The sequence below is a fragment of the Planctomycetota bacterium genome (assembly GCA_016872555.1).
GTDB lineage: Bacteria > Planctomycetota > Planctomycetia > Pirellulales > UBA1268 > F1-20-MAGs016.
This window is the reverse complement of the sequence record VGZO01000009.1, coordinates 71611-96998: the sequence shown is the minus strand read 5'-3', so window position 1 is coordinate 96998 and position 25388 is coordinate 71611. Positions and strand designations below refer to the sequence as shown.

Sequence of the window (25388 nt, the reverse complement as noted above, 5' to 3'; positions counted from 1 at the left end):
ACTCCGACAGCCGTTCACGATGGCGACCGTTTCCCACTCCCCGTCCGACGGTCTCGCGATCCTCCGGGGCCTGCTCGCGACCGTGCGCCGCGCCGCACGCCGCTGGGTGTGGATCGAAGCGCTGGCCTGGGTCGGCCTGTGCGGCGGCGCGGTGTTCTGGGCGCTGCTCGCCTTCGACTGGGCGGTCGAGCCGCCTCCGGCGGTGCGCGGGATCCTGCTCGTGGCGGCCCTGGCGGGACTGGCCTGGCTGCTGTGGAGCAAGCTCGCCGTCCGCCTCGCCACTCCGCTCGACGACGGGCAGTTGGCGATGATCGTCGAGCGCGGCCACCCGGCGTTTCGCGACAGCCTCGCGACCGCGATCGACCTCGGCCCGCGCCCCCACCCCGAATGCGATCCGGTGCTCCTCGGCCGAACGATCGACGAGGCGGCCGCCGTCGCGCCCCAGGTCGACGTCGCCCGCTTGTTCCGCGGCGGAAACATCCGGGCACTGGCGCTGGCCGGAGTGGCGGCCACCGCGACGATCGCCGGGCTGGCGGTGGCGCGGCCGGCCGTCGCCGACGTCTTCGTGCGCCGCGTACTCCTGCTCCGCGACGATCCCTGGCCGCGGCGCACCCAGCTCGCGGTCGAGGGGTTCACCGACGGCGTCCTCAAGGTCGCCCGCGGGGCCGACGTCGACATCGTCGTCCGCGCCGACGCGACCCGCGCGGTGCCGCGCGTCGTGGATCTGCGCACGCGCGGCGCCGGGCGGTGGCAGACGGAGCGGATGGGGATGCGCGGCGGGGTCGCCGATGGGACGCAGGCCTTCGGGCACATGCTCCGGGGTGTCACGGAGAACCTCGACCTCGAGATCCGCGGCGGCGACGCCCGGATCCGCGGTCTTGCGATCCGCGTCCTCGATGCCCCGGCCGTGGCCGACCTGCGGATCACCTACACGCTCCCCGAGTACCTCGGCGGCGGACGGCGCGAGGCGCCGCCGGCACGGCTCGTGCAGGTGCCGCGCGGTTCCCGGCTCGAGATCGCCGCCACTTCGACCAAGCCGCTGCGCACCGCGCGGATCGTGGCCACCTCGACCGCCGGTGAGCGGCAGGTGGCCGCGCTCGAGGCGTCGGCCGGGAACGCCCCCGCCTCCAGCGTGGCCGGCGACGCGGGGGTGATCGACGAGGACCTCGCGGTCGCGATCACGCTGGAGGACACCGATGGCCTCGGCAATCGCGAACCGATCGGATTTCTCGTGACGGCCGTGCCCGACGCGGCGCCGACGCTCGCCCTCCGGCTCCGCGGGATCTCGACCGCCGTCACCCCCCGGGCACGGCTCCCCGTGGTCGGCGCGATCAGCGACGACCACGGCCTCGTCGCCGGCGCGGTGGTCGTGGAACGGGTCGCGGCGCCGGACGCCCCGGCCGCCGCAGCGCCATCCCCGGGGGCGGCGACCGAGCTTCCCATCGCCCGGGTCGGCGGCGGGGCGGCGCTGGTCGACATCACCGCAGAGAACGCGGAGACGGTGGCGCTCGAGCCGCTCGGGCTGTCGACCGGCGGGCGGATCGCCGTGGTCGTCCGGGCGACCGACGGCTGCGGCCTGCCCCCCGGGCCCAATACCGCGACGAGCGACGTCTGGACGCTGGCCGTGGTGTCGGCCGACCAGTTGATGGCGATGCTCGAGGCCCGCGAAATCCTCCTCCGCCGCCGGTTCGAGAGCGTCGTCGCCGATCTCGCCCAGGCCCGCGACCGCGTGGCGGCCGAGCCGGCCGCGGCCGCGCCGGGCGACGACGAGGAGGGGTTCGCCGTCGGCCGCCTCGGGGAGTCGGCCGCCCGGGCGGCCGGGGAGACGGGGGAGATCGCCGCCGCGTTCCGCGACATCCGCCTCGAACTCGACAACAACGCTCTGCTCACCCCCGAACTCGAGTCGCGACTCGTCGCCCGGATCGCCGATCCGCTCGCCGCGGTCGCCGCCACCGACCTGCCCGCCCTCGCCGCGGCCTGCCGCGAACGCGACGCGGCTCCCGCGGCGATCGTCGAACGGGCCGACGCGGTGCTGGCGCGGCTGCGGGCGATCCTCGATACGATGATCGAATTGGAGTCGTACAACGAGGTGCTCGAGCTGCTCCGCGGGGTGATCAAGACGCAGGAGGAGATCCGCGCCGAGACGCTCGAATGGCAGAAGCGCCGTGCCCGCGAGGCCCTGGAGCGACCCTGACATGAGTTTCCCCCCGGGAGTGGATCGGGCGGGGCCGGCGCGACCGTCGCTCCGCCTGGTCGGGCGGCCGGCGGCGGCGTTCGCCGTCGTGCTCGTCGCTGCCGCGACCGTCGCCTGCGGCCAGGAGACGCGTCCTGCCGCCGATGCCGGCGCGGCGCTCGTCGCCCGGGAGCAGGGGCTGCGCGACCAGTTCCGCGAGCTCGAGCGGACGTTCCTCCGCCTGGCGGACCTGCTCGCTGCCAGCGACCCGCGCCGCGCCGCCCTGTTGCGCTCGGCGTTCGAACAGTCGCGCGACGGCGAGGTCACCGAGCGCCTCGACGCGATCGTCGCGATGCTCGAAAAGGGGCAGCTCCTCAAGGCGGGCACGAGCCAGGCCGGGGCGATCGACAAGCTCCGCGAACTGCTCGTCCTTCTCGAGGCCGGCGACACCGACCGGCGCTTGAGCAACACCAAGGAAGAGGTCCGGCAGTTCCTCGCCCGCCTGGGCAAGGTGATCGCCCGGCAGCGCGATGTCGAGGGATCGACGGAGGCCGGAGCCGACGCCGAGAAGCTCGCCGAGCGGCAGGACGCGCTGGCACGCGACACCGAGGCCCTGGCGCGCGACATCGGCGGCTTCGCCAAGCGGCTCGCCCCGGCGACGCCAGGCGGGGCAGGGGAGGGGGCCGAGGCGAAGCAGCCCGGTGAGCAGAAGCCGGGCAAGCCCGGTGCCGGCGACGAGAACAAGCGCGACGACGCCGAGGGGGAGAAGAAAGACGCCGACGGCAGCGACGACGAGACTCCCGACATGCCGGCGGCCGACGAGCCGAAGGCCGATGCCGGGGCCGACGAGCAGGCCGAGGGGAAGTCTGACGGCAAGGGGGGGAAGCCCGAGGCCGGCAAGGGAAAACCGGCGGGCAAAGGCAAGCCGCAGCCGGGGGGCGAGCCGGGCGAGGGGGAAGGGGAGGAGCAGGAGGGAGAGCCGGGGGCGGACGAGCCGGCGCCCGAAGGGGACGACGAAGCCTCCCGCGCCGAACGCACGCGGCAGCGCCTCGGCGCGGCCGGAAGACGCATGGAGCAGGCCCGCAAGCGCCTCGACGAGGCCAACCGGCGCGGTGCCCGCGAGGATCAGGAGAAGGCGGTCGAGGAATTGGAAAGCGCCCGCGCCGAATTGGAGGAGATCCTCCGCCAGCTCCGCGAGGAGGAGGTCGAGCGCGTCCTCGTCCAGCTCGGCGCGCGGTTGCGGTCGATGCTGCGGATCGAGAAGGGCGTCTTGTCGGGCGCCGAAAAGCTCGCCGCCACGGCGGGCGACGGCGGCGCGCCGGCCGACCGCGAGCGCCAGGTCGAGGCGACGCGATTGGCCCGCGACCAAAGCCAGGTGGCCGCCGAGGCGACCCGGGCCTTGGCGCTCGTCCGCGACGACGGTTCCGCGGTCGCGATTCCCGAGGCGCTCGTGCAGCTCCACGACGACGCGGTCCAGGCGGCGGGCCGGCTCGGCCGCGGCGACGCCGGCACCACGACCCGCGGGATCATGCAGGACATCGTCGCCAACCTCGAAGAGATGATCGCCGCCCTCGAGAAAGCGCAGCGTGAGCAGCAGGCCCGGCAGAAGGGGGAGTCCGGGGGGAGGCCGGCCCAGCCCGGCGAGCAACCGCTCGTCGACAAGCTGGCGGAGCTGAAGATGATCCGCTCCCTGCAGATGCGGGTGAACACGCGCACCGGGAGGTTTTCGCAACTGCTCACCGACGGCACCGAGCAGGCCGAGGAGCCGGAACTGTTCGACGCGGTGCGGCGGCTCGCCGAGCGGCAGCGCACGATCGAGCGGGCGGCGCACGACATCGTCAGCGGCCGGACCGAATGACGGCCGCCGGACCCGCGGCCGACGGAGGATGCGTGGGCCGGCGCGGGGTGACGACGGTATGATTGACTCAGGTCCGGTGACGCGTCGCCATCTTCCGGCTCCGAGGAATCGTGCGATGAGAGCATCGTTGCAATCGGCCGGGACGGCGGCCCACGCCGCGGCCGGCGCACGCCGCTGGTTGGTGGCGCTGGTCGCCGGGCTGGCCACGGTCCCGGCTGGCGCCGCCGGGCCGGTCGCCCCCGGGGGAGCGGCCGCCGACGACACCCAGGAAGTCCGTCGCCAGCCGAGTTGGCCGGCGGCGACCCGGCAGCGGGCCGACGAATTGGTGGCGGCCTGGCTGGGCTCGATCGCCGATCCCGCGGCACGGGCCCGCGGCGCGGAGGCGTGGACCGCATCGTTTCCGGCCACCGACCTCCTCGACGCGGCGATGGCGGCGACCGGTGCCGTCGATCCGCGGGCGGCGGTGGCGGCCGCGTCGGTCGACGACCGACGCGGGCTGGCCGATCTGGCCTGGCTCGGCGAGTCGTCCGTCGCCCCCTTCGAGCGCGACACGCTGCGGGCCTGGATCGGTCGCGAGTTGGTGCGCCGCGACCGGTTCGACGAAGCCCTGCCGGTGCTGGCGTCGGTCGATCCCGTCGCCGCGGTCGACCCCGCGGCCGTTCTGTTCCACAGCGCTGCCTGCCAGCACTGGCTGCTCGACTCCCAGGTCGCGATCACCACGCTCGACCGGCTCCTCGAGCGGGCGGGTGAGATCCCGCTGCGCTACGAACGGGTCGCCCGGCTGCTCCGCGCCGACATGGCAGGGCTCGAGGACGAGTCGCTCGATCACATCGCGCGGCGGATGCGCGACGTGACCCGGCGGCTCGGTCTCGGCCGCGCCGGCGCCCGGACGCGGGCCGTCCAGGACGGTGTCATCGAGTCGCTCGACAAATTGATCGCGCGGCTCGAGCAGGAGCAGCAGTCGCAGTCAGGTGGCGGCGGGGGCGCGGGGTCGGGGTCGGGATCGGGGCAGGGGGGCCAACCGATGGACGACAGCCGCCCGGCCGGCGGCAAGGGGCCCGGCGAGGTGACACGGAAAGACCTCGAAGCGGGCGAGGGCTGGGGGCAACTGCCGCCGCACAAGCGTGAAGAGGCGCTGCAGCAGATCGGCCGTGAGTACCCGGCCCACTACCGTGAGGCGATCGAGCAGTATTTCAAGCGGCTCGCGGCGGGCGAGGAACAGCCGCCGTCACGGTAGCCGTCCGGCGCGCCCGGTGGGGCCAGGGATCCAGCGACATGCATGCGGCACTTCCTCGCAGTGGTGGCGGCGCAGTGGCGCCGCGCCCCGGGCTCTGGCCGACGCTGGCGCTTCTCGCCGCGGTCTGTGTGCCCCTGTCGGGCGCCGCGGCCGAGCCCCGGGTCGCGCTGACGCTCGTCGGCGGTGAACGCGCCGGCGGCCGCCTCCGGGCGCTGACCGCGACCGAGGTGGTGATCGACGACGGCACCGAGCGGCGCCTCCCGGTCGCGGGCGTTCGCCGTCTCGACATCGTCCGCGACGACGGCGCCACCGCCGCCGCTCCAGCCGGCAGCGCCCGTGTGTGGTTCACCGACGGCGGCTGGATCCGCGGCGACGACTTCGCGTGGCGTGCCGACAAGGACCGGGCGGGAGATCGGGTGGTCGCGGCGCTGGTCCGCGGGGGGCGCGAGTGGCAGCTGCCCGCCGACCGGGTGCTGCGGGTGGCATGGGACGCCGCCGCGCCGGCGGCCGATCCGCCCGAGCCGCCGTCGTGGCAGGCCGATCTCCCCGAAGACGCCGATGGCGATCTTCTCGTCGTGTCCGGCTCGGGCGAACCGACGTTCGTGCCCTGTGCGATCCAGACGGTGTCGGCGGAGGCGGTCACCGTGGTCGTCGACGGGGAGACGATCCCCGTCAAGCGCGCCAAGGTGATCGGGCTGGCGCTGTTCCGCCCGGCACCCGAGGCGGCCGGGCCACCCGCCGGCGCCATCGCCGTGGTCGTGCGCGGCGGCCGGCTGCTGGCGCGCCGCGCGGACTGGTCTGCCGACGGCCTCGTCGTCGACGGCAGCCTGACCGTGCCGGAGGAGGATCTGGTCGCCGTCGACTATGCCGTCGGCCGGACCGTCGACGTGGCGACGCTGACACCGGACCGCGTCGCGGTCGAGCCGTTTTTCGGAAACCTCGCGGCTCTCGAGGGGCTGGGGCCGTTCTTCGCCCCGCGGGCGCTGGCCGACGGGGCGCTGTTGGTGCGACCGCGGAGCGAACTGGAGTACCGCATCCCCACCGGGGGACGGCGCTTCCGGGCGACCGCCGTGCCGGCGATCGCCCGCGCCGTCCAGGGCGGCGTCGCGGTCGTCGTCCGGACCGACGATCGCGAAGTGTTTCGGGGCGTGGTCTCCGCCGCCGACTCGGCCACCGCCGCGCTGCCGATCGACGTCGATCTCACCGGCGCTCGCCGGATGGTGATCCTCGTCGAATTCACGTCGCCCGCCGATCAGGGATTCCCGTTGCGGCTCGAGTCCGCCGTCATCGACAGGTAGCCGACCGCCGCACCGTGCCGAGAGGGACCATGCAACCAGCGACAGCCTCACGGAGACGGTGCGACTGGCGCTCGGCGCGGGCGGTGCCCTGGCCGGCCCTTGTGGCCGTCGTCGTGGCGACGGCGACGGCCAGCCGTCCGGCGGCGGGCGCCGAAGCCGGCACGGCGCCCCCCGACTCGGTGCTCGCCGCGGAACGCGACCGCGTCGCGGTCATGGCCCGGGCCAGCGGTGCGGCGGTGGCGATCTTCGCCGGCGATGCGGGGGGCGGTTCGGGCGTGCTCGTCAGCCCCGACGGCTACGCGCTCACCAATTTCCACGTCGTCCAGCCCGCCGGCGTGGCGATGAAGTGCGGGCTCTCCGATGGACGGCTGTACGACGCCGTCCTCGTCGGTCTCGACCCCACCGGCGACCTGGCGCTGGTCAAGCTCGTCGGCCGCGACGATTTCCCCTGGGCCGAACTGGCCGACAGCGACACCGTCGCCGTCGGTGACCCCTGCTTCGCAGCCGGGAATCCGTTCCTCCTGGCGACCGACTTCCAGCCGTCGGTGAGCGCGGGGATCGTCTCCGGCGTCCACCGCTACCAGGGCCCGGCTGGCACGATCCTCGAGTACGCCGACTGCATCCAGGTCGACGCCGCGATCAACCCCGGCAACTCGGGCGGGGCGCTGTTCGACGCCCGGGGGGCGGTGATCGGGATCAACGGCCGGGCGTCGTTCGAGAAGCGCGGGCGCGTCAACGTCGGGGTCGGCTACGCCATCTCGTCGAACCAGGCGCGGCACTTCCTCGGCGCCCTCAAGGGGGGGCGGATCGTCGACCATGCGACCCTCGGGGCGACGGTCGCCACCGCGTCCGACGGGCGCGTGGTCGTCTCCGACATCCTCGAGAGCTCCGACGCCTACCGGCGTGGGCTGCGCTACGACGACGAGGTCGTGGCCCTGGCCGGCCGACCGGTGCGCACCGTCAACGCCTTCAAGAACGTCCTCGGGACGCTGCCGTCCGGGTGGCGCGTGCCGCTGGTCTACCGGCGCGGGGGGCAACGCCACGAGATCCTCGTCCGGCTCGCGGCCGTGCACGCCCCGGCGGAACTCGAGGCGATCGTCTCCGGCGAGGGGGGCCCGCGGCAGCGCCGGCGGACGCCCGGCTCGCGGCGGCCGCAGGCCCCGGGCGACGAGCCGCCACCCGATGAGGCACCGGCCGCTCCCGCCGCCCGCGAACCGCCCCCGCTCCCCGACGCGCTCCGCGGGCTCCACGAGGCCCGGCCGGGATTCGCCAACTTCCACTTCAACCTCGTCGAACGGGACCGTGTCGCGGCGGCGATCGCCGCCCGCCACCCGGTCGAGCGGCCGGCCGGGACGTGGCGCGTCGTCGGCCGCCTGACCGACAAGGAGGCATTCCGGATCGAGCTGGCGCCGGCACGGGCGAGCATCGATCTGCCGACGGGAACGAGCGCGATCGACGCCGCCGGTGAGCTCGACGCCAATCCCGCACCGCCGGGGAGCGGCGGGCTGCTGGCGGCACTGGTGCTGTGGCGGCGTCTGATCCTCGACGGCCCCCGGTCGCTCGGGCGCACCACCTACCTCGGCACGGTGCCGGCCGCGACGGCGGCTGGCGCGGAGCCGGCGGGCACGGCGATCCCGGTCTACGACGACGTCCTCGATGCGGCGGTCGGGGGGGTCGAGGCCCGATTCATCGTCGCCGCCGACGGTGCCGTGACCGGCATCGACCTGTGGACCGCCCCCGATGCCGAGCCGTGCGAAGTGCGGTTTGCCTACGCCGCGGACGGGGGCGTGGGCGATGCGGTCGGCCTGCCGCGGAGCTTCACCGTCCGCCATGCCGATGCCGCGTTCGGCACGTTCACGATCGACGAGGTGGTGGTCGAGCCGGCCACCGAGAACGCCGACTCGACCGGCCCGGCGGCGACCGCCGGAGACGGCGCGGGAGCGGAGCGATGAGCGACACCATCCAGGGACGCCCGGCAGGGGGAGCGGGGGCGCTTCTGGCGCTTGCCCTCACGCTGGCGCTGGCCGGTCCGGTGTCGCGCGCGGCGACGCCTGGGGAAACCATCGCCGGTGCGGCACGGGGCGTCGTCAAGGTCTACGGTGCCGGCGGCGTGCGCGGCCTCGAGGCGTACCAGACCGGGATCCTCGTCACCCCGGCGGGCCACGTCGTCACCGTCCTCAGCACGGTCCTCGACTCCGACACGATCGACTGTGTTCTCGACGACGGTCGGCGTTACCCGGCCCGGCTCGTGGGGGCCGACCCGGCCCGCGAGCTGGCTGTCCTGGCGATCGAGGGGGAGGACCTGCCCGCCCTGCCGCTGGTGGCCGATCTGCCCCGTGTCGCCCCCGGCACGCGCGTGCTCGCGCTCTCCAACCTGTTCGGCGTCGCGGTCGGAGACGAGCGCGTCAGCGCACAGCACGGCGTGGTCTCGGCGGTCGTGCCCCTCGAGGCGCGGCGCGGAAGCTACGAGGCCCCGTACCGCGGCACCGTCTACCTGCTCGACTGCACGACCAACAACCCCGGCTCTCCCGGCGGGGCCTTGATCGATTTCCGCGGCCGCCTGGTCGGCGTCCTCGGCAAGGAGCTCCGCGCCAGTGCCAGCGGCGTGTGGCTCAACTACGCCCTGCCGATCGACGAGGTCGCCAAGGCCTACGACGACATCGTCGCCGGCCGCGCCAGTGCTCCGGTGGCCGGCGGCGGAACACGCTTCGACCCGTCACTCCTCGGGGTGCTGCTCGTGCCCGATCTCCTCGACCGCACGCCGCCGTTCCTCGAGGCCACGCGTGCCGGTTCGGCCGCGGCCGCCGCCGGGCTCCGCGCCGACGACCTGCTGGTCGCCGTCAACGGGCGCACGGTGCCGTCGCGCCGGGCGGTCGAGGAGGCGCTCGGCGCCCTCGCCACCGGCGATCCGGTGCGGCTCACCGTGGTCCGCGGCGGGGCAATCGTGGAATGCGACCTGGGGCCGCGCCCGGCCGCGGGGGAGGCGCCGTGAAGGGACACTGGCTCGCGTCGTTGGCGCTGCTGCTGGCGACCGTCGTGCGGTCGGCGACGGCACAGGATCCGGCCAACGCCGGCAGCCTGGCGCTGGCGGAGGAGGAGGCGTTCCGGGCTGCTGCAGCCACGGTCGCGCCGGCGGTCGTGCGCATCGAGCCGGGGGTCGCGACGGCCGCGGTCGGCGCCGGCGCCGAGGCGGCACCGGCGACGAGCTTCTCGACTGGCGTCGTCGTCGGTGCCGAAGGCTGGATCGTGACCACCGCCTTCGCCGTTCCGGACGACGTCGCCGAGACGGTCGTCCGCTTCCCCGACGGCAGCCGCGCGGTCGGCCGGGTCGTCGGCCGTGACGAGGCACGGTCGCTCGTCCTGCTCCGCGTCGAAGCCCTCCCCGCGGGCTGTGCGCCGCCGACGGAGTGGGTGCGCCGCGCCGACCTGGCGGTCGGGCAGTGGACGATCGCGCTGGGGCGCGGCTGGGACAGCGCGACGCCGGGGGTCGCAGTCGGCATCCTCTCGGCGCTCGATCGCTCCTGGGGGCGCAGCGTGCAGACCGACGCCTCGGTGTCGCCCGCCAACTACGGCGGGGCACTGGTCGACATCCGCGGCCGGATGATCGGGATCCTCGCCCCGCTGCCGGCCGACACCGCCGGGATGAGCTCGGGCACCGAGCTGTACGACGCCGGGATCGGGTTCGCCGTTCCCTACGAGGATCTCGTCCGCGTCCTGCCGCGGCTCCAGGCGGGGGAGACGCTCCGTCCCGGGATCATCGGCATCGGCTACGCGTCGCGCGACGCCGTCAACGGGCCGGCACGCGTCGCCGTGTGCCGTGCCGGCTCCCCGGCCGCGAAGGCGGGGATCCGCGCCGGCGACCGGATCGTGTCAGCCAACGGCCGGGCGGTGACGCGCGTGGCCGACCTCCGCCACGTGGTCGCTCCGCTCTACGCCGGCGATCGGCTGGAACTGGAACTGGAGCGCGGCACGGGCGACACGGCGACCGAGAGGATCGCCGCCAGCGTCGAGCTGGTGGCGCGCTTGCCCCCGTGGCGCCGCACCGTCCTCGGGATCGTGCCCACCCGCGAAGTGCCGACGGCTGCGGCCGACGGTGCCGCGGAACCGGCGGCCACCGGGATTCGCGTCGGCTGGGTATGGCCCGACGGGCCGGCGGCCGCGGCCGGTGTGCTTCCCGGCGACGTCGTCGTGGCGGTCCGTCCCGTCGAGGCCGAGCGTGCCGGCGAGCGGCTGGCCCTCGCGGCGCCCGCGCAGTTGGCCGGCTTCGTCGGCGGGCTCGAGCCAGGGAGCAGCGTGATCCTCGAACTGAAGCGCGACGCCGCGCCGGTCGAAGTCACGGTCGTGACGACCGTCGCCCAGGCCGGCGTGCCCGCGGACGTCCCGGTGACGGAGGCCGATCCGGCCGCCGTGCGCGTCGTCCGCCTCGAGGCGCCGGAGCTGCCCGAACCCGTCCTCGCCGTCGTACCCGACGGCGCGGCCACCGAACCGCTCGGGGCGCTGGTCTGGTTCGATCCACCGCGCGGTGCCGTCGACGCCGAAGGGGCGTTGCGAACGTGGCGGACGGCGGCCGCGCGGCACCGCGTCGCCGTGCTCGTGCCCGGATCGTCGGACCCGCAGCGCTGGGGCCGGGCCGACATCGGCGCCGTCGCCCGGGCCCTCGACAGCCTGCGGAGCCGGCGCGCGATCGACCCCAGCCGGGTGGCCGTGGCCGGGAACGGAGCCGGAGGGCAGTTCGCCTGGCTCGTGGCGGAGCGGCTCGGGCCGGCGGTGCGCGGCGTGGCCCTCGTCGGCGCGTCGCTGCCACGGCAGGCGACCATCGAGCCGGCCGAGCCGGGGCGCAGCCGCGTCGTCCTGTTCGGCGGCAGTGCGACCGAACCCCACCTTCGCGACGCCGACCGCGAACGGCTCACCGCCGCCGGCTACCCCGTCGGAACGCTGCCCGGTGGCGACGGCGGTGACGCCCCCGCCGAGAATCTCTGTGCGTGGGTCGAGGCACTGGGCGTCCTGTGAGCGGCGACGGGGACGAGCGGGACGATCTCCCGCGGATCCTCTGGGCCGACGGCCACCTGCTGGCAATCGACAAGCCGGCGGGGATGCCGAGCGTGCCGGCGCGCAACCCCTACGACCCCCCCGCCGCCGCCACCGTCCTGGCCCCGGCCTGGGGCCCGCTGGAGGCCGTCCACCGCCTCGACCGCGAAACCTCCGGCATCCTTCTCCTGGCGCGGACGGCGGCGGCCCGCCGCCGGCTCGGCGCGGCGTTTGCCGAACGGACGGTTCGCAAGGAGTACGTCGCCGTGGTCGACGGCCGTCCGCCGACGCCAGCTGGCACGCTCCACCTGCCGCTCGGTCCCGATCCCGACCGCCCGCCACGGCAGCGCTGCGACCCGGTCGCCGGACGGCCGTCGACGACGCGCTGGCGCTCGCTGGCCACGTCAGCGGAGCAGACGCTGCTCCTGCTCGAGCCGCTCACCGGGCGCTCGCACCAGCTCCGTTGCCATCTCGCCTGGCTCGGCGTTCCGATCGTCGGAGATCCGCTCTACGGCCGCGGCCGGCCCGTCGGCCGCCTTCTCCTCCACGCGGCGCGGATCAGCTTTCCCCATCCTGTCGACGGCACGACGCACACGTTGCTCCTGCCGGCGTGCTTTCCCCCAGACGGCGCGCCGTGGCACGCGGCCGACACGCTCACCCCCGCGCCGTCGGCCGCAACGCCGAGGCGCTGACCTGCTGCCAGTAGCGTGAAAACCGCCCCAGGTCGCGTACGCCCGCGGCGTCGACGAGCTGTGGCCGGTCGACCACCTCGACCGGGAGCACCGCGGCGATCGCCCCGGCTTGGCGGCGCAGCCGCGGGCAGGGGGTGTCGGTGAGGGCGACGCCGTCGCAGCCGTGGGCACGGGCGTGCCGGGGCACCTCGACGGTCGGATCACCGCGCACGACGTCGATCGACCCGATGTCGGCGAGGCATTCGAAGAGGAACCGCAGCCGCGCCGGCGACGGCCGCTCGGCGGCGAGCCACTCCGGATCGATGATGAACAGCCGCGGCGAGTCGGGGTAGCGTCGCGGCGCCGGCGCCGTCTCCGCCGCGGCATCGAGCGTGACCCATACCAGCGGTCGCCGCGGGGCCGTCGGCAGCGCGGGGCGCCACGGCCCGCCGGGAGGGATCCGCAGCGCCGGGCGCTGAGCCGGCGCGCCGTCGAACAGCCGGCCGGCGAGGTCTTCGTAGCTTCCCTCGAGGTCGCAGGCGCCGGCCACCGCGCAGCCGCGGCAATGGCGACCGGCGGTGAACGACTCGAGGTTTTCCCGATTGAAGATGTAGGGTTTGGCGGCGAACGTGCCCGCCACCCACTGCCACGAGAGGTGATTGGAGGCGGGATCGCCGTCGAGGAGGTGGGACAGGAACCAGTCGGCTCCCGCCCGCCAGTCGATCCCGCGGACGTGCACCAGCCAGCTCGCCAGCCACATCCGCTCGTGGTTGTGCAGCCAGCCGTCGCCGCGGAGCCGCCGGGAGAAATCGTCGATGCAGGCCAGGCCCGTGGCGGCGTCGCGGACGTCGTCGGGAAGCCGCGTCGCCGGCTGCCGGCGCGGCACCGCGGCCGGGGCCTCGATCGCCCTGCCGATCCGCGCGCCGAGGGCACCCTGGACCCGCAGCCAGTAGTCGCGCCACGCCAGCTCGCGCACCAGCACCAGGGCGTCGTCGGCGCGCGTCACTCGGGCCAGCGCCGCGTCGCGAACCTCCGCCAGCCCGAGGACCCCGTGGCGGATCCAGGGCGACAGGGAGGTCACCGCGCCGTCGACGTGATTGCGCGTCGCGGCGTAGCGGGGCGGATCGATCGCCTCGACACGCTCGAGCGCCGCCCCCCGGCCACCGCGGAAGCGCCGCGTGCCGTCCCCGCCGGTGTCGGGGCCGACGTCGGAAACCAGCGCGAGCCACGAATCGATCGGCGCTGAAGGCATGTCAGGGAGCCCACGAGTGTCGGAGTCAGACGTGCATCGTTCCCGGGCAACGGGCTGCCGTCAAAGTGGGCGGCGGCATCGCGAGCGGTCCAGATCCGTCGTCGGGGCCAGGGATGATCCCTCGGTGTGACACCGATTCCCCGGCCGTGCCGGCGACCGTCCGCCCGGAACGATCGACGGCCGCCGATCGTGGCACGACGTTTGCTGAATCGATGAGGTGGTGTCCCGCGCGGCTTCGGCGCCGGTCCGTCGCGATCCATTAGGATGCCCCAACGGCTTGGGTGGGCAAACCGCCTAGCTCGCCCAGGCCGGGGCATGCCCGGCGGGATGGAACCCCGTCCCTCCGGGCATGCCCCTCGAGGCATTGAGCGTCCGCACCGTGAAACTGATCATCGCGATCATCCAGCCCGATCGTCTCGAGTCGGTCAAGGAAGCGTTGTCCCAGGTCGAGGTTTTCCGCCTCACGGTCCTCGATGTCCAGGGATTCGGCCGGCAGCGCGGCCATGCCGAGACCTACCGGGGCCACGAGATCGCCGTCAACCTGCTCCGCAAGGTCCAACTGCAGATCGCCGTCAACGACGCCTTCGTGGAACCGACGATCGCGGCGATCATCAAGGGGGGGCGCACCGGCGAGCAGGGGCAGATCGGCGACGGCAAGATCTTCGTCATCCCGCTCGAGGAATGCGTCCGGATCCGCACCGGCGAGCGCGGCGGCGAAGCGATATAGTTTTCGCGCGGAACGAGCCCTCCCTTGCCTCGTTCCGCTTGGCCGTCCGGTGGCGACGCCAAGGGTCGCCACGGCCGGCGGCCGCCGCGTCCGGCGGCGGGAACGTGCGGTCGGAGGCGTGAGGGAGCGTCGGGAACGAGCCTTCCCTGGCCTCGTTCCGCTTGGCCGTCCGTGGTCGGCGGCGACGCGGTCGGCGTCACACGCGCTGCGGGTGGATCCGCGGGCTCGGGCCGAGGGCGATGCGGTTGACGGCCGCGAGAAACGCCTTCGCCGAAGCCTCGAGCGAATCGGTCGAGACGCCACGGCCGCGGTGCAATTCGCCCCCGTGCTCGAGCTCGACGGTCACCTCGGCCTGGGCGTCCTTGCCGACGGTCACCGCCTGGACGCGGAAGTCGCGGCAGGTCGTGACGATCCCCGTGAGCTTCTCGATCGCCAGGAAGATGCCGTCCACCGGGCCGTCGCCGGCAGTGATCGTGACCGCCTCGGCCACGCCGTCGTGGAGCACGCGCAGCTCGACGGTCGGGATCGCGCCACTGGCGCAGGAGAGCGTGTAGCCCGCGAAGCTGAACTGCTCGGGAAGGGCCGCGAACTGCGACTCGCACAGCGCCGCGATGTCGCCGTCGTAGATCTCCTTCTTCCGGTCGGCGAGCGCCTTGAATCGATCGAACAGCGTCTGGAGCTGCTCGGGGCTGAGCTGGTAGCCGAGCGACCGTGCCCGGTCGGCCAGCGCCGCCCGGCCGCTGTGCTTGCCGAGGACGAGGTCGGTCTTCTCGAGGCCGACGTCCTCCGGCCGCATGATCTCGTAGGTCCGGCGCTCCTTGAGCATCCCGTCCTGGTGGATGCCTGCCTCGTGCGCGAAGGCGTTGCGGCCGACGATCGCCTTGTTGCGCGGGACGCGGATCCCGGTGATCGTGGCCACCAGGCGGCTGGTCGGCACCAGCCTCCGGGTGTTGATCCCGGTGGCGCAGCCGTAGGTGTCGCAACGCGTCCGCAGCGCCATCACGACCTCCTCGAGCGAGCAGTTGCCCGCCCGCTCGCCGATGCCGTTGATCGTGCATTCCACCTGCCCGGCCCCCGCCTCGACGGCCGCCAGGCTGTTGGCCACCGCGAGGCCGAGGTCGTCGTGGCAGTGGACGCTGATCACCGCCCGATCGACGTTCGGCACGCGGGCCCGGAGGGCGGCGATCACGCCGTGCATCTGCGTCGGCGTCGCATAGCCGACGGTGTCGGGGATGTTGACGGTGGTGGCGCCGGCGTCGATCACCGCCTCGACGACACGGCACAGGAAGTCGATCTCGGTCCGCGCCGCATCCTCGGGGGAAAATTCGATGTCGGCGCACAGCCCGCGCGCCCGGCGCACACCCGCGACGGCCCGGGCGACGACCTCGTCCTCGGTCATCCGCAGCTTGAATTCGCGGTGGATGGCACTGGTCGCGAGGAACACGTGGATCCGCGGCCGGTCGGCGGCCCGGAGCGCCTCCCAGGCGCGGTCGATGTCGCCGTCGTTGCACCGCGCCAGGCCGCAGACGGTCGTGCCACGGACCTCGCGGGCGATCGCCGCGACGCTCTCGAAGTCTCCCGGCGAGGCGATCGGGAAGCCTGCCTCGATGATATCGACACCGAGTTGCACCAGCGCCTGCGCGATCTCGAGTTTCTCCGTGAGGTTCATGCTCGCGCCGGGCGACTGTTCGCCGTCGCGAAGGGTCGTGTCGAAGATGCGGACGGGACGGAGTTGGCTCATGGCGGCCGCGGCACTGCGGGGGGCGGGACAGCCGTGCAATGTAGCAGCCGCGGCGGCGACGACGCAGTCCGGCGCGATCCCGGTGGTGGGGGAGGGCGAACGCGGCCGAAGCTAGAATGGATGTCGGTTCCCCGCCCCTTTCGTCACGTCCGCGCCGATGTCCACCGTCCCCTCGTCGCCGCCAGCCGCCGTCGCTCCGCACGCCGCCGCCGACGGCGGCCGGCGGCCGGACCGCGCTGCCCTCGGGCGGCAGGCCGCGTTCGCCGCCACGATCGCCGCCTGTGGGCTCGCCTGGTGGTGGCTGGCGACGCATCACATGGTTCCCCCCGAGCACGACGCGCCGGCCGCCGCCCCGGCCACGGACGTCGCTGCGGGCGACGTCGTCGTCCTGCCGGCCGCCACCACCGGCATCGAGGTCGCGGCGGTCGGCCTGCGGTCGCTCCGCGGCCACCTCACCGTCCCCGGCCGTCTCGACTACGACGCCCGCTACCGCCTCGATTACGGTGCCCCGGTCGACGGCATCGTGTCGCGCGTGCTCGTGCAGGTCCGCCAACGCGTCGCGCGTGGCGATTCGCTCGCCGAGATCTCCAGCCCCGACGTCGGCACCGCGCGTGACGACATCCGCCGCCGCGAGGCCGACCAGGAGATCGCGCGGCATGCCGCCGAGTGGACCGAGACGATCGCCGGCAACGTCGATGCCCTGCTGGCCTACCTGGCACGGCGGCCATCGCTGGCCGACGTCGAAGCGGCCTTCGAGGGGCGCGTGCTCGGTGCCTACCGCGAGGCGATTCTCGGCGCTTATTCACGCCTCGTGTTCGTCGAGAAGGTCAGCGACAGCACCGCGCAGCTCGGTGCCGGCGGCGTGCTCTCGGGGCGGATCGTCGAGGAGCGGACCAGCAACCTCGAGGTCACCCGCGCCAATTACCTGGCCGCCTGCGAGGAAGCGCAATTCGCCGTCCGGCAGAAGCGCGACCAGGCCCGGGCCGAGCTGGCCCAGGCCGACCGCCTCGTCCAGATCGCCCGCGAGAACCTCCGCACGCTCGTCGGCAGCCGGCTCGATACCGACGTCGGCGGTCGGGGGTCGGGCACGGTGACGATCGAGGAGGAAGGAGAGGTGGGGACGGGCGCCACGGGGGCCACGAACGGCCTCAGCACCCTCGTGTTGCGCACGCCGTTCGACGGACTGGTGGAAGACGTGTTCGTCGCCCGCGGGGAGCGCGTCAAGGCGGGGGACAGGATGTTCGTCGTCGCCGACACCGGCACGCTGTGGGTCCGGGCGCAGATTCACGAGCGCCAGTGGACGACCGTCGAGGTCGCCGAGGGGCAGGAGGTGCGCGTCAAGGTCCCGGGGGCCGGCGACCACGACACCACGGCTCGGGTCAGCCACGTCGGCGCGACGGTCGAAGCCGATTCGCGGAGCGTGCCCCTCGTCGCCGAGCTCGAGAACGACGACGCCCATTACAAACCGGGGATGTTCGTCTGGGTCGATCTTCCCCAGGGAGAGCCGCGCGAGGTGCTCGCCATTCCGGCGGCCGGGGTGATGCGCCACCAGGGCGAGGCCTTCGTGTTCGTCCCGGCGGGGCGCGACGAAGAGGGGCGGCCGCGCTACCGGCGCGTCGGGATCACGACCGGGATCGAGGAGGGGGGCTACGTCGAGGTCACCCGCGGGCTCGCCGCGGGGGACGAGGTGGTGACCACCGGGGCGTTCACGCTCAAGAGCGAACTGCTCCTCGAGGACGAATCCGCGCCCGGTGCCGAGGGCGGCGGTGGCTGACACATCGGGGAGCGGCGCCGCGTGCTGACCGGCATCATCGAGTGGTCGTTGGCCAACCGGGCGCTGGTCATCGCCCTGTTCGTGCTGATGGCCTGCGCGGGGCTGTTCGCGGCGACCCGGATCCCGGTCGATGCCGTCCCCGACCTGGTCAACATCCAGGTCCAGGTGGTCACCGAGGCGGGCGCGCTGCCGCCGGTGGAGGTCGAGCGCTCGATCACCTACCCGGTGGAACGTGCGGTGAGCGGGCTGCCTGGCATCGAGGAGATCCGCAGCGTCTCGCGTCTGGGGATCTCGGCGGTGACGGTCGTGTTCCGCGAGGGGACCGACATCCTCCGCGCCCGCCAGCTCGTCGCCGAACGACTCCCCGAGGCCGCGGCCGGCATCGCCGTTCCCGGGGCCGAGCCGAAGCTCGGCACCCTGAGCACGGCGCTCGGCGAGATCCTCCAGTTCGAGGTCCGGGGAACCGGTCACGACCTGATGGAGCTGCGCGGCATCCTCGAGTGGGACATCGCCCCGGCGCTCCGCGAGGTGCCGGGTGTGACCGATGTCAACAGCCACGGCGGATTCGCCAAGTCGTACGAGGTCGAGGTCGATCCCGACCGGATCTCCTCCCACGGCATCGCGCTGGCCGAGGTGCTCGCGGCGCTGGAACGCAACAACGCCAGCACCGGCGGCGGGTATGTCGTCAAGCATGGCGAGCAGCGCTTCATCCGTGGCCAGGCGCTGCTCGGCGGCGTCGCCGACATCGAGCAGGTCGTCGTCCGCAGCCCCCCGGGGGGCGTTCCCGTGCTGGTCCGTGACGTCGGCAAGGTGACGGTGGCGCCGCTGCCGCGGCAGGGAGCGGCGAGTCGCGACGGGCGCGGCGAGGTCGTCACCGGAATGGTGATGATGGTCCGCGGCGAGAACGGCCGCCGGGTCGTCGCCGCGGCCAAGGAACGGCTCGGCGAGATCGGCCGGACGCTCCCCGCCGGTGTCACGCTGGAGACGATCTACGACCGCTCCGACCTCATCGCCCGGACGCTCGACACCGTCCTCCACAACCTCGCCGAGGGGGGGCTGCTGGTGGTGGTCGTGCTCCTCGTCCTCCTCGGCAATCTCCGCGCCGGGCTGATCGTCGCCTTGGCGATCCCGCTGTCGATGCTGTTCGCCGCCAACTGCATGTGGGCGGCGGGGATCCCGGCGAGCCTGATGAGCCTCGGGGCCATCGACTTCGGGCTGGTCGTCGACAGTTCGGTGATCATGGTGGAGAACTGCGTCCGGCGCCTCGGCCACGCCCCGCCGGGGTCGTCGCGGCTTGCAGTCGTCGTCGATGCCGCGGTCGAGGTCCGCGGTCCGACGATGTTCGGCGAGTTGATCATCGCCATCGTCTACCTCCCGATCCTGTTCCTCCAGGGGACCGAGGGGAAGCTGTTCCGGCCGATGGCCCTCACGGTGCTGTTCGCGCTGGCCGGGTCGCTGGTGATCTCGCTGACGCTGATGCCGGTCCTCGCCGCGACCGTCCTCGGGCGCGAGGAGGAGCGCGAGCCGTGGCTGATGCGCGTCTTCCACCGCTGCTACCAGCCGCTGGCGCGGCTCGCCGTCGGGTATCCGGTGCTGATCACCGTGGCGGCGGCGCTGCTGGTGGCGGCCACGGTCCCGGTCGCGCTCCGCCTCGGGGCTGAGTTCATGCCCCGCCTCGACGAGGGCGACATCCTCATCGAGGCGACCCGGCTCCCCAGTGCCACGCTCGAGGACGCGGCGCCGATGACGGCCCGGATCGAAGCGCTCCTCGGCGCCTACCCCGAGGTCCGGACGGTGTTCTGCAAGACCGGTCGGCCCGAGATCGCCAACGACATCATGGGGGTCCAGCAGACCGACATCTGGGTGATGCTCCGGCCCCACGGGGCGTGGCCGACGGGCGTGACCCGCGAGTCGCTCGTCGAGCGGATGGCCGCAGACCTCCCCGCCGCGGTCCCCGGCGCGACCTTCGGTTTCAGCCAGCCGATCGAGATGCGTGTCGACGAGCTGGTGGCGGGCGTCAAGGCGGACGTCGCGGTCCTCGTCTACGGCGACGACCTCGCTGCCCTCGGCCGCATCGGCCAGCGGATCGAGGGGCTGCTGCGCGGCATCAAGGGTGCCGCCGACGTCCGTGCCGACTGGCAGGCCGATGTGCCGACCCTCCGCGTCGACGCGCGCCGTGATCAACTCGCCCGCCACGCCATCGACGGCGTCGAGGTGATGGAGGCCGTGTCGGCGCTGGGGGGGATCCCCGTTGGCGTGATCTACGAGGGACGGCCGCGCTATCCTCTCGTCGTCCGCTATCCGCGCGCCTGGCGCGAGGACGAGACGCTGCTCCCGCAGATCCCGGTGGGGACGGCCAAGGGGCGCCCGGTGCCGCTCGGCGAGCTTGCCGACGTCCGCATCGAGGAGAATCCGCCGAGCATCGAGCACGAGAATTCTCGGCGGCGGACGTTCGTGTCGGCCAATGTCCGCGGGCGCGACGTCGCCAGCTTCGTCGCCGAAGCGCGGCAGCGCGTGGCGGAAGGGGTCGCCTTGCCCCCGGGGTACACGATCCGCTGGGGAGGTGATTTTGAATTCCTCCTCTCCGCCAGCCGCCGGCTGGCGCTGATCACGCCGCTGGTGCTCGGCCTGATCGCGCTGCTGCTGTACACGAGCTTCAAATCGCTGCGGCTGGCGGCCCTGATCTTCGTCGCCGTGCCGGTGGCGGCCTGCGGCGGTGTCGTCGCCCTGGCGCTGCGGGGGATGCCGTTCTCGATCTCGGCCGGCGTCGGCTTCATCGCGCTGTTCGGCGTGGCCGTGCTCAACGGCCTGGTGTGGGTGGCGGGGGCGGAACACGCCCGGGCCGACGGGCTCACGCCCCGCGCCGCCGCCCTCGCCACGGCCGAGGCCCGGATCCGCCCCGTCCTGATGACGGCGCTGGTCGCCAGCCTCGGGTTCCTGCCGATGGCCCTGGCGACCTCGGCCGGGGCGGAGATCCAGCGGCCGCTGGCGACGGTCGTGATCGGCGGGATCGTGACCTCGACCCTGCTGACGGCTCTGGTGATCCCGGCGATCTATCCCTGGTTCGCCCCGCCGCGCTCGGCCGAGCTTCCGGGATGAGGCGACCGCGGCCGCCGCGCGGTACAACTGCCGGCCGACCGGGGGCTGCATGACGCTGCGCGAGTTCCAGGCACTGATCCGCCGCATGTATCACGACAAGGACGCCGCGCGCGGTGTCGAGGGGACCTTCATGTGGCTCTCCGAGGAGATCGGCGAGCTGGCCGGAGCGCTGCGCTCGGGCACCAAGGAGGAGTTGGCGCTGGAATTCGCCGACGTGCTCGCCTGGCTGGCGACGATCGCCAATGTCGCCGACGTCGATCTCGAGGCGGCGATCGAGCGCAAGTACGGGTCGGGCTGTCCGGGGTGCGGGCAGCCGGCATGTGTCTGCCCCGATGCGGAGAAGCCATGAGGGGGAGCCGTCGGGCCGGGTCGCCCGCGACGGCGCCCGGGCGTGCGGAGGCGCGGGGGAGACGCTCTTCCCGGCCCGCCGGCGCGCGGTGCCTGGCCGTGGCCGTCGGTGTGGCCGTCACCGCGTTCCTCGGCGCGGGGTTGGCAGCGTGCGGCGCCGAGGGCACCGATCGGGTCACGGTCGGTCTCGCCGGCGCCTACCGCACAGGGAGCTGGACCCCGGTCGTCGTCGAAGTCGCCGCCGGGCCGGCGGACGAATCGATCGCCGTGTGGGCCGAGGATCCGGACGGTCAGGCTGTCCGCTCTCCGCCGATGGCGCTGGAGACGACTGCGGCCGGCACCCGCCGGGCACGCGTGCGGATCCGGCCCGGTCGCCCCGCCGCGCCGCTCCGCGTCGACCGGATCGGCGCCGACGGGCGCGCGGTCGCCGGCACGACGGTCGATCCGCCGCGGGCGCTCGATTCGTCCGAGCGGCTGATCGTCGTCGTCGGCGACCTGCCGATGGCAAACCGCGCGGCGCGGTTGAGCGTCCGCGAGGGGCGCCCGCGGGTCGTGTCCGTCGCCGATCCCGGTTCCCTGGGGACCGAAGGACTCGATTTTTCCGCTGCCGACGTGATCGTCGTCTGCGGGCGCGCCGTCGCGGCCGTGGGCGAGGCCGGCGCACCGGGCCTGGCGGCGATCGACGAGTGGGTCCGCCAGGGGGGGCAGCTCGTGCTCGTTGCCGGCAAGAGTGCCGGCGAGCCGTCGTTCCGCACGTCGCCGGCGGCGGCTTGGCTCCCGGGGCCTCAGGGACGGTCCGGCACGGTGGACCGCTTCGTGCCCCTCCGCCGCGCCGGGGCGATCGAGACCTATGCCCATTCCGCCCGGCCGCTCGACCGGGCGCTGCTCGACGGCGTCGAGGTGCCGTTGCTGGCCGACTCGCGGTCGCTCGACGGTGTGATCGAGGCCTACGAGGGATCGGCGCCTGGCGACCTGCCGCTGGTGGTCCGCAGCCCGCGCGGCTTCGGCACCGTCACCTGGGCCGGGGTCGACATCGATGCCGGCGGGATGCGCGAATGGCCGGGGACCGAGCTGATGCTGCTCGAGCTGCTCGGCGGCCCGCCACCCTCGCGGACCGCCGGGCGGACCGGCGAGTCGGCCGTGCAGGGGCAGGACCTCACCGGCCAGCTGCGGGTCGCGATCGACCGCTTCGCCGCGGTCGCTCCCGTGCCGTTCCAGATCATCGCCGGGCTGTCGATCCTGTACATCGCGTTTCTCTACCCGTTCGATTGGTGGCTCGCCTCGGGGGGGCGCCGCGATGGCCCGGCGGGTCGCGCGCGGGGCTGGGTGGCGTGGCTCTCGCTGCCCGTCGGCGTGGCCCTGTTCGCCGCTGCCGCCTGGGGGATCGGGCAGCGGTGGAAGGGAACGTCGTGGCGTTCGTCGCAGACCGATCTGGTCGACGTCGACACCGTGACCGGAGCGTTTCGCGCGCTGTCGCTGGCGGGGATCTGGTCGCCCGCCAACGACACGCTCACCGTGACGGCGGCACCGTCCGCGGCGCTCCCCGCCGGCCCTCCGCGGCTGGCTGTGTCGTGGCTGGCGGCGTCGGGGCGCGGGATCGGCGCCACCGATGCCACGACGAGCCACCCAGGGCTGGCGACCGGCGACTATTCGGCCACGGCGGCACTCGACGGCCTCGACGGCGTGCCGGTCGCCGCCCACTCCAGTCGGTTGTTCGAGGCCACCTGGAACGCCGCGACGACCGCCCCCGTGGTCGCGGCGACGCTGCGCCGCGCCGGCCCCGGCGCCCTCCGCGGGTCGGTCGAGAACCGCCTGCCGTTCCCCCTCGGCGGGTGCTACCTGGTGCACGCCGGGTGGATGTGGGACGTCGGCGACCTCGCTCCCGGCGGCCGCTTCGAAGCCTTCTCCGGCCGCAGCCCGCGGTCGTTCGTCGCCGGCCTCACGCGCCGGACGACGGTCAAGGATCGCGAGGTCAACGAGCGCTGGGACATCACCAACCGCGACCCGCTCCGGATCCTCGAGATCGTCGGCTTCCACACGAAGGTCGGCGGCAGCGGCTACACCGCGCTCGAAGCCGGTCGGCTCGGCCGCTACGACCTCTCGCCGCTCCTCGACGTCGACCGGGCGGTGCTCGTGGGGCGGGGCCCGGTGGGCACCGCGTGGCGCGAGCTGGCGGCGGAATCGGGGGCGATCGGCGACCGCGAAGCGGACGGCGCGGCCCTGTGGCGGATCGTGATCCCGGTCGCTGGAGGGGTGCCATGATCGAGACGGTCGACCTGACGAAGAAATACGGCGACTTCGCCGCGCTCGAGGCCCTGACCCTCAAGCTCGAGGAGGGGGACCTGTTCGGATTCATCGGCCCCAACGGCGCCGGGAAGACGACCACGATCCGGATCCTGGCGACGCTGCTGGCGCCGACGTGGGGCGAAGCCTACGTCTGCGGGCACTCGATCTACACCCACCCCCGCGAGATCCGCCGCGCCATCGGCTACATGCCCGACATCTTCGGGGTGTACGACGACATGCGCGTGATCGAGTACCTCGAGTTCTTCGCGGCCGCGTACCGGATCGAGGGGGCGGAGCGGAGGCGCGTCGCCGAGCGTTCGCTGGAACTGGTCGACCTCTCCGTCAAGCGCGACGAACTGGTGACGAGCCTGTCGCGCGGGATGACGCAGCGGCTCGGCCTCGCCCGGGTGCTGCTCCACGACCCGCAGGTGCTGCTCCTCGACGAGCCGGCCAGCGGGCTCGATCCGCGGGCCCGGATCGAGATGCGCGGTCTCCTCAAACGGCTCCAGGGGATGGGGAAGACGATCCTCGTCAGCAGCCACATCCTTCCCGAGTTGGCCGACATCTGCAATCGCGTCGGGATCATCGAGTACGGCCGGTTGCTGGCGTTCGGCGACGTGCAGGATCTCCTCGCCCAGGTCCGGGGCCGTCCGGTGATCCGGTTCCGCGTCGCCGGTCCCCCGGCCGCGGCGGCCGCGATCCTCGAGCGCTGCCCGGAGGCGGCCGCGGTGGCGGTCCGCGACGGCGAGGTGCTGGTGACGTTGGCCGAAGGGGTCGGCGAGCCGTCGGCGCTGGCGGCCCGTCTGGTGGCCGAAGGCCAGCAGCTGCTCTCGATGCGTGAGACCGACGTCAACCTCGAGACGGCGTTTCTCGAGATCACCCGCGGCCGTCTGGGCAGGCCGTCGGAGGAGGCGCGGGCCGAGGAGCGACGGGCCCGGGGGTGAGCCGGCGGACGGCGGGGGTGTAGACTCCCGGCGGCGGCCCGGAGCAGGGGCGCCTCGGGGACGTGCCATCAGGGAGGATCGACCATGCCGCATGCCGTTCGTCATCACATTTCCCCGCCGTGGTGTGTCCGGCCGGCGCTGGGGGCATGCCTGGTGGCGCTGGCGGGCGTCGCGGTCGGGGCCGGGCTGGCCCGTCCGGCGAACGCTTGGCAGGGGCCGCGGCCGGAGCAGGGCAGGGGAGCGCCGCCGCGTCCGGCGGGCGACGCGCCCGCCCTTCCCGACACCCCCGAGGTGACCCTCGGCTACGCCCTTGGCCTGCAGATCGGCGGCCAGATGGCGGAGGACTTCCGCCGCCCTGAAGCCGGCATCGATATCGCCGCGTTGGTCGCGGGATTGAGCGACGCGCTCCTCGGTCGTCCTCCGCGGATCGGGGAGGAGAAGGCGTTTGCCGCGTTGACCGCCTACGAGCAGAAGCTGCTCGCCCAGCGCGAGGCGTTCGAGAAGCGTATGGCCGAGGCGGCGGTCGCCAACAAGGCGAAGGGCGCCGAGTACCTCGCCGCCAACGCCGCCAAGCGCGGGGTGGTACGGCTCCCCAGCGGATTGCAGTACGAGGTCCTCGTCGAGGGCAAGGGGCCGAAGCCGACCCCCGATGACGTCGTCTCCACGCGCTACCGCGGGACCCATGTCGACGGCACGGTGTTCGACCAGACCGAGGCTGCCGATCCCCCGGCGACGGTCGCCATCAAGGGCGTCGTACCCGGCTGGCAGGAAGCGCTGCCGCTGATGAAGGTCGGTTCGAAGTGGCGGCTCACGATCCCCGCCGAGTTGGCCTACGGCGAGCGCGGTTCGCCGCCGGTCATCGAGCCCAACGAGGTTCTCGTGTTCGAGATCGAGCTCCTCGCGATCGAATCGCCAAGCGCGATCCCGCGCCCGTAGCCGCCCGTGGAAAGTC

Annotated in this window: 16 protein-coding genes; 14 read left to right on the top strand and 2 right to left on the bottom strand. The window is 73.8% G+C overall.

Annotation, left to right across the window (positions count from 1 at the left end):
* Positions 1 to 19 precede the first annotated feature (19 nt).
* The 7 genes from FJ309_04985 (at position 20) to FJ309_04955 (ending at position 12286) form a co-directional block, all read left to right on the top strand.
* Positions 20 to 2194 carry a hypothetical protein gene (locus FJ309_04985; GenBank protein MBM3953957.1) on the top strand — a complete coding sequence of 725 codons (2175 nt, stop codon included), beginning with the start codon at positions 20 to 22 and terminating at the stop codon, positions 2192 to 2194.
* Between the two features lies 1 nt (position 2195).
* Positions 2196 to 4031, top strand: coding sequence for a hypothetical protein (locus FJ309_04980; protein ID MBM3953956.1), 1836 nt, complete (start codon positions 2196 to 2198; stop codon positions 4029 to 4031).
* A gap of 115 nt (positions 4032 to 4146) precedes the next feature.
* Positions 4147 to 5268, top strand: a complete 1122-nt coding sequence (locus FJ309_04975; protein ID MBM3953955.1) for a hypothetical protein — start codon at positions 4147 to 4149, stop codon at positions 5266 to 5268.
* Positions 5269 to 5752: 484 nt separating this feature from the next.
* Positions 5753 to 8518: a PDZ domain-containing protein gene (locus tag FJ309_04970; protein ID MBM3953954.1), complete on the top strand. Its 2766-nt coding sequence runs from the start codon at positions 5753 to 5755 to the stop codon at positions 8516 to 8518.
* A complete protein-coding gene (locus FJ309_04965; protein MBM3953953.1) occupies positions 8515 to 9558 on the top strand; it encodes a serine protease in 1044 nt (347 codons plus the stop codon). The genes FJ309_04970 and FJ309_04965 overlap by 4 nt, the downstream gene beginning before the upstream one ends.
* Positions 9516 to 11576: a PDZ domain-containing protein gene (locus FJ309_04960; GenBank protein ID MBM3953952.1), complete on the top strand. Its 2061-nt coding sequence runs from the start codon at positions 9516 to 9518 to the stop codon at positions 11574 to 11576. Before FJ309_04965 ends, FJ309_04960 begins: the two co-directional genes overlap by 43 nt.
* Before the next feature lie 83 nt (positions 11577 to 11659).
* On the top strand, positions 11660 to 12286 hold the full coding sequence (locus FJ309_04955) for an RNA pseudouridine synthase (GenBank protein ID MBM3953951.1): 627 nt from the start codon (positions 11660 to 11662) through the stop codon (positions 12284 to 12286).
* On the opposite strand, the gene FJ309_04950 is transcribed toward FJ309_04955, so the two are convergent.
* The gene (locus FJ309_04950; GenBank protein ID MBM3953950.1) at positions 12249 to 13517 is read right to left on the bottom strand and encodes a deoxyribodipyrimidine photolyase; all 1269 of its coding nucleotides are present in this window, start codon (positions 13515 to 13517) and stop codon (positions 12249 to 12251) included. The two genes, FJ309_04955 and FJ309_04950, sit on opposite strands and share 38 nt — an antisense overlap.
* Before the next feature lie 379 nt (positions 13518 to 13896).
* On the opposite strand from FJ309_04950, the gene FJ309_04945 reads away from it, so the two are divergent.
* Positions 13897 to 14244, top strand: coding sequence for a P-II family nitrogen regulator (locus FJ309_04945; protein MBM3953949.1), 348 nt, complete (start codon positions 13897 to 13899; stop codon positions 14242 to 14244).
* Between the two features lie 196 nt (positions 14245 to 14440).
* Here the strand turns inward: FJ309_04945 and FJ309_04940 are convergent, their stop codons facing one another.
* On the bottom strand, positions 14441 to 15985 hold the full coding sequence (locus FJ309_04940) for a 2-isopropylmalate synthase (protein MBM3953948.1): 1545 nt from the start codon (positions 15983 to 15985) through the stop codon (positions 14441 to 14443).
* 157 nt (positions 15986 to 16142) lie between these two features.
* Here FJ309_04940 and FJ309_04935 point away from each other — a divergent pair, with 157 nt between their 5' ends.
* From FJ309_04935 to FJ309_04910, 6 genes are all read left to right on the top strand, one after another.
* The gene (locus FJ309_04935) at positions 16143 to 17759 is read left to right on the top strand and encodes an efflux RND transporter periplasmic adaptor subunit (protein ID MBM3953947.1); all 1617 of its coding nucleotides are present in this window, start codon (positions 16143 to 16145) and stop codon (positions 17757 to 17759) included.
* A 21-nt stretch (positions 17760 to 17780) separates the two neighbouring features.
* Positions 17781 to 20858 (top strand): efflux RND transporter permease subunit, encoded by a 3078-nt coding sequence (locus FJ309_04930; GenBank protein ID MBM3953946.1) that lies wholly within the window; start codon positions 17781 to 17783, stop codon positions 20856 to 20858.
* A gap of 49 nt (positions 20859 to 20907) precedes the next feature.
* A complete protein-coding gene (locus tag FJ309_04925) occupies positions 20908 to 21207 on the top strand; it encodes a nucleotide pyrophosphohydrolase (protein MBM3953945.1) in 300 nt (99 codons plus the stop codon).
* 98 nt (positions 21208 to 21305) lie between these two features.
* Positions 21306 to 23468, top strand: coding sequence for a hypothetical protein (locus FJ309_04920; protein MBM3953944.1), 2163 nt, complete (start codon positions 21306 to 21308; stop codon positions 23466 to 23468).
* Positions 23465 to 24436 (top strand): ABC transporter ATP-binding protein, encoded by a 972-nt coding sequence (locus tag FJ309_04915; protein MBM3953943.1) that lies wholly within the window; start codon positions 23465 to 23467, stop codon positions 24434 to 24436. Before FJ309_04920 ends, FJ309_04915 begins: the two co-directional genes overlap by 4 nt.
* An 84-nt stretch (positions 24437 to 24520) precedes the next feature.
* Positions 24521 to 25372, top strand: a complete 852-nt coding sequence (locus tag FJ309_04910) for an FKBP-type peptidyl-prolyl cis-trans isomerase (GenBank protein MBM3953942.1) — start codon at positions 24521 to 24523, stop codon at positions 25370 to 25372.
* Positions 25373 to 25388 lie beyond the last annotated feature (16 nt).

Bases quoted from the DNA above. Each gene is read 5' to 3' on its own strand.
- FJ309_04985 (MBM3953957.1), top strand. From the start codon at position 20: ATGGCGACCGTTTCCCACTCCCCGTCCGACGGTCTCGCGATCCTCCGG.
- FJ309_04980 (MBM3953956.1), top strand. From the start codon at position 2,196: ATGAGTTTCCCCCCGGGAGTGGATCGGGCGGGGCCGGCGCGACCGTCG.
- FJ309_04975 (MBM3953955.1), top strand. From the start codon at position 4,147: ATGAGAGCATCGTTGCAATCGGCCGGGACGGCGGCCCACGCCGCGGCC.
- FJ309_04970 (MBM3953954.1), top strand. From the start codon at position 5,753: ATGGGACGCCGCCGCGCCGGCGGCCGATCCGCCCGAGCCGCCGTCGTG.
- FJ309_04965 (MBM3953953.1), top strand. From the start codon at position 8,515: ATGAGCGACACCATCCAGGGACGCCCGGCAGGGGGAGCGGGGGCGCTT.
- FJ309_04960 (MBM3953952.1), top strand. From the start codon at position 9,516: ATGCGACCTGGGGCCGCGCCCGGCCGCGGGGGAGGCGCCGTGAAGGGA.
- FJ309_04955 (MBM3953951.1), top strand. From the start codon at position 11,660: ATGCCGAGCGTGCCGGCGCGCAACCCCTACGACCCCCCCGCCGCCGCC.
- FJ309_04950 (MBM3953950.1), bottom strand. From the start codon at position 13,517: ATGCCTTCAGCGCCGATCGATTCGTGGCTCGCGCTGGTTTCCGACGTC.
- FJ309_04940 (MBM3953948.1), bottom strand. From the start codon at position 15,985: ATGAGCCAACTCCGTCCCGTCCGCATCTTCGACACGACCCTTCGCGAC.
- FJ309_04935 (MBM3953947.1), top strand. From the start codon at position 16,143: ATGTCCACCGTCCCCTCGTCGCCGCCAGCCGCCGTCGCTCCGCACGCC.
- FJ309_04925 (MBM3953945.1), top strand. From the start codon at position 20,908: ATGACGCTGCGCGAGTTCCAGGCACTGATCCGCCGCATGTATCACGAC.
- FJ309_04915 (MBM3953943.1), top strand. From the start codon at position 23,465: ATGATCGAGACGGTCGACCTGACGAAGAAATACGGCGACTTCGCCGCG.
- FJ309_04910 (MBM3953942.1), top strand. From the start codon at position 24,521: ATGCCGCATGCCGTTCGTCATCACATTTCCCCGCCGTGGTGTGTCCGG.